The 6,792-nt window shown below is 42.1% G+C and carries 6 protein-coding genes; all 6 read right to left on the reverse strand.

All coding sequences use genetic code 11. The features are described 5' to 3' along the window. Positions 1-81 precede the first annotated feature (81 nt). A complete protein-coding gene (locus tag DSM107010_RS15540) occupies positions 82-1,077 on the reverse strand; it encodes a KpsF/GutQ family sugar-phosphate isomerase (RefSeq protein WP_106166111.1) in 996 nt (331 codons plus the stop codon). Positions 1,078-1,243: 166 nt separating this feature from the next. After that, on the reverse strand, positions 1,244-2,512 hold the full coding sequence (locus tag DSM107010_RS15545) for a glycosyltransferase family 4 protein (RefSeq protein WP_106166110.1): 1,269 nt from the start codon (positions 2,510-2,512) through the stop codon (positions 1,244-1,246). Between the two features lie 31 nt (positions 2,513-2,543). Then, positions 2,544-3,410 (reverse strand): 2OG-Fe(II) oxygenase family protein, encoded by an 867-nt coding sequence (locus DSM107010_RS15555; protein ID WP_106166109.1) that lies wholly within the window; start codon positions 3,408-3,410, stop codon positions 2,544-2,546. 86 nt (positions 3,411-3,496) lie between these two features. After that, a complete protein-coding gene (locus DSM107010_RS15560) occupies positions 3,497-4,612 on the reverse strand; it encodes a glycosyltransferase family 61 protein (RefSeq protein WP_106166108.1) in 1,116 nt (371 codons plus the stop codon). Between the two features lie 139 nt (positions 4,613-4,751). After that, positions 4,752-5,726, reverse strand: a complete 975-nt coding sequence (locus DSM107010_RS15565; protein ID WP_015152822.1) for a glycosyltransferase family 2 protein — start codon at positions 5,724-5,726, stop codon at positions 4,752-4,754. 136 nt (positions 5,727-5,862) lie between these two features. Further along, on the reverse strand, positions 5,863-6,792 hold a 930-nt coding region (locus DSM107010_RS41285; RefSeq protein WP_241994225.1), incomplete at its 5' end, for a GMC family oxidoreductase.

Consider the following 6,792-nt stretch of genomic DNA (forward strand, 5'->3'; position numbering starts at 1 on the left):
GACAATTCAATTCGCAATTCACAATTGAGACAAGAGGGACAACACAACTACCAATTACCAATTACCAACTACCACTCCCAATCAAATGCCGCTGCGAACTATATCGTGTACCCGAATTAAACCGATGCAACGTTGTTCCTCAACTACGGGCAAGATAGAAATTTGGGAAGGGCGATTTTCCATTAATTCCAAGGCATGGTAGGCAAGTATATCGGGGGCGATCGCAATTGGATTTGCTGTGGCGATCGTTCCTGCTGTCAGCGTTTCCAACTCTTGATGTTTGACTTTTTGTAGCAATCGTCGCAAATCGCCATCTGTAATAATTCCGACTAAACAACCCAGATCGTCTACGACATTGACAGCACCCAACCCACCTTCGCTAATTGCACTCAAGACTTCAATCCAAGCGGCTTCAGGTGAAACAACGGGATTGTGCGCGCCAGCGTGCATTAAATCTCTTACCCTGAGAGTCAAGCGTTTGCCCAATCGTCCCGCAGGATGGTTAAATGCAAACGCTTCTGGGGTTAAACCTTTAACGTGCATCAGGGCGATCGCCAGCGCGTCTCCAATTGCCAAGGCGACAGTTGTACTACTTGTGGGGACTAAATTAAACGGACAAGCCTCGCGATCGACTGCTGCATTGAGACTTACATCAGCATTGTAAGCAAGCGTGGAACGCAGTCTGCCGACGATCGCAATAATTGGGATCTGCCGACATTTAAGATAGGGCAACATGGCAACCAATTCATCAGTTTCGCCACTGTTACTCAAGATCACAGCAACGTCACCTCCAGCCACAATTCCAATATCACCATGCAAGGCATCAGATGGGTGCAGAAAAACCGCTGATGTCCCCGTACTGGTTAGAGTTGCAGCAATTTTCTGGGCGATAATTCCTGACTTGCCAACACCCACCAAGACAACCTTACCGTGACAATCAGCCAACAGCTCAACTGCTCGTTCTATACCTTCTGGCTGTAATTGATTTGCTGTTTTGATAATTGCATCTGCTTCTTGTTTGAGCAGTTCGACAACTTGTAAAACATAAGTTTTAGGCTCTGGCTCTATGCATTGCATATTTTCAATACCTCGATCGGATGAGTGGCTAGTGGCTAGTGGCTGGTGGCTAGTGGAACCAGTGGAAAGTAGTAAATAGGGTGTGGGAAGTGTGGGAAGTGTGGGGTGTGGGAGGACACAAGGGAGAATTTTCCAGAGCGCTCTCCCTTGTCCCCCTTGTCTTTCCCTACTCCCTGCTCCCTGTTAACTGATTTAATGCTTCGCTCAGAATTTGCCGTCCTTCATTTCGCCATGCTGTATAGGTGGTTAATCCTGCACTTGCTGCTTGTCGGCGTGTGTTTGTATCTTGTAAAGCTCTGAAGGCTGAGACAAATTCCTGCGTGCTGTGGCAGGCATAGTAAGCTCCTGGTGTTGGTGGTACGCCGCGAAAAGTCTGAGGTAAACCAATTACAGGCAAGCCAGAAGCCATTGCTTCTAAAACTTTGATTTTGCATCCCCAACCAATTTCCACTGGCAAACAAGCAATATCAATGTTGTCGCGCATGAAAGCTGACAAATCGTCAACAAAATCGTGAATGACGATCGCGTTTGAGGCATACTGGCTTAAATGCTCGGCACAACCCTTGCCGACAAAGTGAAAGCGAAATTGACCGGGCATGGCTTGCTCGACTGCCGGAATGACTCGTTGTAGCAGCTGTCTCACTCCCGATAGATGGGTTGGACTGACGTAATTGCTGCTAATGTATACAACATCGAGCGGTGACTTGTTATCTTTTACCGGAATGCGTTCTCGTTCTAAAAAAGGGACGACCCAATCTTTACGCACAGTCCCACCGTAGAGGCGCGACATAAACTGCATGTCGCTGTAAGCATTGAAAAAGATCCGGTCGGAAATTCGATGCATTTGGCGCTCGGAAGCAAAGGATTGGGTTGTTTGTTGTAAGAGTTTTTTGCTCCACTTAACGGTTTGTTTAAAAGTGTTTTGGTTCCACCCAGTTTTCCAAGGTCGAGAGGCGATCGCTGTTTCTATGTTGTGCGCTAGTTCAAAATCGTGCGGTCGAAACCAGAGATGCGCTCCTTTTAAGTCGAGTTGAGAGACTAGCGGTACGAGATCGGAATAATTACACCAAACAACCTGGGGTTTGCAATCTTCAATCAACGTTTGTAGCTTGTGCAGATTTTGTGCTGTATGCGGATCTTTCGCTACAGAATAACGAAAACTGCGTTCAAATAGGTGAAATTCTATATCTATTGGTAAGTCAATTCCAGGTTCACCATCGGCTTTAAAAATTCTCTGTCCGGGCCAATTGTATGCAGCAACAACGACTCGCCAGCCAGTTTGTTTGAAGAACAGAATTAATCCCCAAATATGAACTCTAGTACCATTGGTTGGAGGGTATGGGAGAGGACAAATGACTAAAATAGTATTTGTCGCAGGCGTGGTAATAGTATTTGTGATGTCAGGGGCGAGCTTTTCGGTTTCGCTATAGATCATGTGCTGAATAAAACCTCTTTATATGAGTCGCTTACTTGGCTGCCAGAGCTACTTTTTTGATGGCGTTTTCTAGTTTTCTGATGTATTTCGTTTTGAACGAAGGTAATTCTTGATATTGCTTAGGATTGAATAAAGGCTGTTTGACTTCGCCAACTAAATTCACAAAATATCGAGGCGACTCTGTTAGCGATCGCACGCTGACACCATGTAACGAATAAACTGAGTTCAGGAATAATATAAGAACGTTGCGATCGTACTCAATTGTTTTTACATGCTTGATATAAGAATCATCAATTGCACTGCTTCTAAATCCGTAAGGCTTGCCGTTCTTAAATTTATAAATTTCCAGATTGCCTCCTGTCGATGTATCTTGCGGATCGCGCAGATAGAATAGTCCGGCGAATAGTTTATCTGGTAAATCTATGTGCGCGCCTCTGACTGCATTTGGTTTAGTAATAACGGGTGTATTTATACAAATCAGTGCGTCGAGTAACACATCTACACTTTCAAACGTGTCAACTTTTCGCAATCCAGACTTTAGCGTTGCAAACGAGCCATATTTTTGCTCAAAGTCAGGATACATTTGGACAATATAGTCTTTAAAGATCGTCAGAAACTCTTGAAAGAATGTATCGGATGTATGTAAAGCAATAAACTCTTTCCAGAAAGGAGTAATTCGCTCGTCATTTAAACTTTCTTGTGCTAAATAATGCAATCTTTTATTGCTAGACAAATCTGTTCCTTTGTTGTCTTCTCCTTGCCTTAAAATTTCAATATCAGCCCATTCTGATTTCAGCTTTGAGTAGACTTCTTCATCCAAAGCATCTTTAATGACAATATGAGGAAATGGTTCTGAAAAGATATCGGTTGGCTTAATTTTAGATAAAAGCGATTTCATTGCTTGACTCCTCTTAAAACTTGCGACTACAACAATTTAGAGCTAAAAATAAATAGCTCTGTTTCCAATGTCTATCGATTACAATATTAGGTTGAACACATTTCTTGACTAGCTATCATTCTTGCAATCTCTGATACATTAACCACAAAATTGCTGTTTTTGGATGTTGCCTGACCGCACCAGTATTCATAATTATGATTCAGAGATTTTGCTAAGAAGTAAAAATGTGGCAAAATCTCCTGTGTAGGAAATATTTCTAAGACATTAACTCCTTCGGCAAAAATAATATTAGCAAGTCCAGCACCATGCGAACCTATAACGTATTCGCTATCACTAAAAAGATCGATTTGATCTTCAATTGATATCTGTTCAAGTAGGTATTTCTTGAATCCGTACTTACTCAACATATCAAATAGTTCATCTTCATTCAAAATATGTCGTCCCTTTTTTGAAGCTTTTCTAGAGATGAAAATACGATTGATTTTCTTTCGCGGTCGTTGTGGCGTTACTTTCTCTGTGAAAAATCTTAAATAATCAGAGGGTAAGTATCCTGCATGGCGACGAGTTAGAAAAGAAGGAAAGATTAGATTTTCGATCGCATAATTTTTATCTGGACTTACCTTGGTAAGTTTTACATTGTTGGGTAGTATTTTTGAGAGCAAAAACTCTTCCGATCTAGAAATTTTTGTTGAAGCTAGCAATTTAATTTCTTCTATGTCTTTATATTGCGGTTGATCGAGCAAGAAAATTCGCGGAATGTTATCGATTAGCTGGTGATAATAACCATTGGCAAACGAACGAAAAATAGCACAAACGCCCGCAATTTTTTCTATTTTATTGAAATAAGTATTTTCTGCAATATCGTATTTATTCTGCTCGATAGTGGTGTTTATGGAGTTCGAGATAACTTTGCGCGTTTTTGTCAGCAAAATATCAAATTTTGTACAGTAAATTACGTCATGTAAAGTAGTCGTGTATATATCTGGAAGAGAATAATTTGCTGCTTGCAAATGCTTAATCTCGCGGAAAAAATTCATTTGTTGAGCTTCTGGTATATAAATATTTTGACCAGAACATGATAAATTTTCTCTTTGAGAATTCTTATAATGCTCCTCAAGTTTGACCTCATGCACCAATAAATTGGTCAGATATTTTCTTGCTGTTAAATTAGATTTGTGAGAAATTTTTTCTAGAATTCTCATTTTTTGTAGCCCATCCCGTTTTGAGTATGTCTAACTTCACGAAAGTGATTTAAGACCCTTACCGTGAGGGTTGCACGCCTGAAACTTAAAGCAAGACGTTATGATTTAATAGATGACCAATCGCTAATGACAGTTATAATCAACTTGATGGAATTTCAGCTTGGTGTTGTTGTACTAACATCTGGCGATGTTTAGAAAAATAAATAGACCAGACAGATGCCTTAATTAATTCTTTAACTAATTGCTCCCAGTTCTTGTTTTTTCCTAACCAAGTCCCGAGAACTAAATAGCAACGAATTCGTTCGGATAGGCTGAGAGGTACATCTTTAATAGCACTTAAATAATCTAAGAAAACACTCCATCTAGGAAAGACAGGTTTTTCTCCTTTGGTATCAGGGTTAAATAACCGCATACGTAGGTAGGGACTATTCATCTCCTTACTAGAAGAACGCTGAGAATGTTCTCTGTTAAAGAACAAATATTCAGGAACTTCATAATATTTACCTAATAAAGTCATGCGAGCCAGAAAAGGCTTATCCCCACCAGAGTAATCGCCTAAAAGAGGAGTTGTTGCAGCAACACTATGACGCATGACTCCAAAAAGTTGCTGACCGCGATAACGTCGAGAAAAAGAGTCAATTATCAAATTCCGAAAGCGAATATGAGCGTGTGGTGAATTAGTAAGTAGGGGGTTTTCATCGTAGTTTTGCTCCAAAATCGTGCCATGCTCGTTAATTAATTTAGTCTTGGTGTAGCACAATACGACATCTGGATTTCGATCTAAAACTTCAACGCATTTTTCAATCCCTTGTGGAGCGCAAATATCATCGTGGGTAGCCCATCTAAAATATTCGCCTGTCGCTAATTGAAAGGCGCGTCTGTAATTTCGATGAACGCCAATATTGCGATCGTTCCGATAGTATTTGATCCGCCGATCTTTTGCTGCGTATGCTTGACAGATTTCCTGAGTGCGATCGCTGGAGGCATTGTCTGAAATAATCAGCTCAAAATCTGTATAGGTTTGAGCCAAAATTGCATCTATTGCTTCTATGATATACTGCTCGGCATTATACACGGGCATACCAATGCTGAGGCGCGGTTGCTGGTGATTCATCTGTCAGAATTGTTTAGGGGTTACGGACTGGAAGTTTTAGATCTCGATCCCCCCTAACCCCCCTTAAAAAGGGGGGAATCAGAAGTCCCCTTGAAAATGGGGTTGGGGGATCTCTTGTGCAAAATTCACGATTAAACTAAAGAGCCTGAACTGCAACTGCTGGACTGATTTCAGCAGAGTTATCCAGGCGATCTTTCAGGCGATCGGCAAGTCGGATCGCTAAAGCGACAATCGTGAGAGTAGGATTGGAGAGTCCGCTGGTGGGAAAAACCGAGCTACCAGCAACATATAAGTTGTGAATGCCATGCACTTGACAATGCTCGTCAACCACACCTTCCCTGGGGTTGCTACTCATGCGGGTTGTGCCGATATGATGATACGAGCCAGCGACCGATCGCCAAGTCGCTTCATCGTCAGTTAGTTCGACGTGAATTTTACCCAGTCCAGAACGCTCGAATTCTGCTGCGATTAACTGCTGCGATCGCGCAATTGTATACTTGTCAATTGGACTCAAACGCCAGTCAAGCTGGACGCGATTCATCCCTAATTTATCGCGATCGCGGCTGAGAGTAACCCGACTATCGGGATTTGGTGCTTGCTCCCCAATTAAATGGGTATCGCAACTGTTGAATTGTCGCGCTGCCATGGATTGGTGAAACAGTTTTTTTGTCATTCTGTCAGCAAAGCGATCGGGACGGCTAGCGACTTTGATGAAATCCGCAATTGTAGAAGACTTACCTGCGTTCTTCCGTCCTTCTGCAATGGAAGGAAAAGCTTTATGTCGGACTGACTGTTGAGTTTGCGATCGCAATCGCTTGTAAGCTTCTAACCATTCGTCAATGGCTAATAATCTCAAGCCAAAATTCAGAATCTGTTCGCGTTCTTGCACTTCTTTGGACAAGCCTAAGCCTGTTGCCAGAAATGTTTCACCCACGGGAAACTTAATTCGCGTATATAACTCAGCTGAGTTGGACAATTCGGCTTTGCCAGAAATGAGATAGGGATGCTCCATGAAGAATCTGCCTACCAAATCGTGTTGGTTGCCGACTCCACCACTTTGCACCCG

This window comes from Chroococcidiopsis cubana SAG 39.79 (assembly GCF_003991895.1).
In the GTDB taxonomy this organism is placed as follows: domain Bacteria; phylum Cyanobacteriota; class Cyanobacteriia; order Cyanobacteriales; family Chroococcidiopsidaceae; genus Chroococcidiopsis; species Chroococcidiopsis thermalis.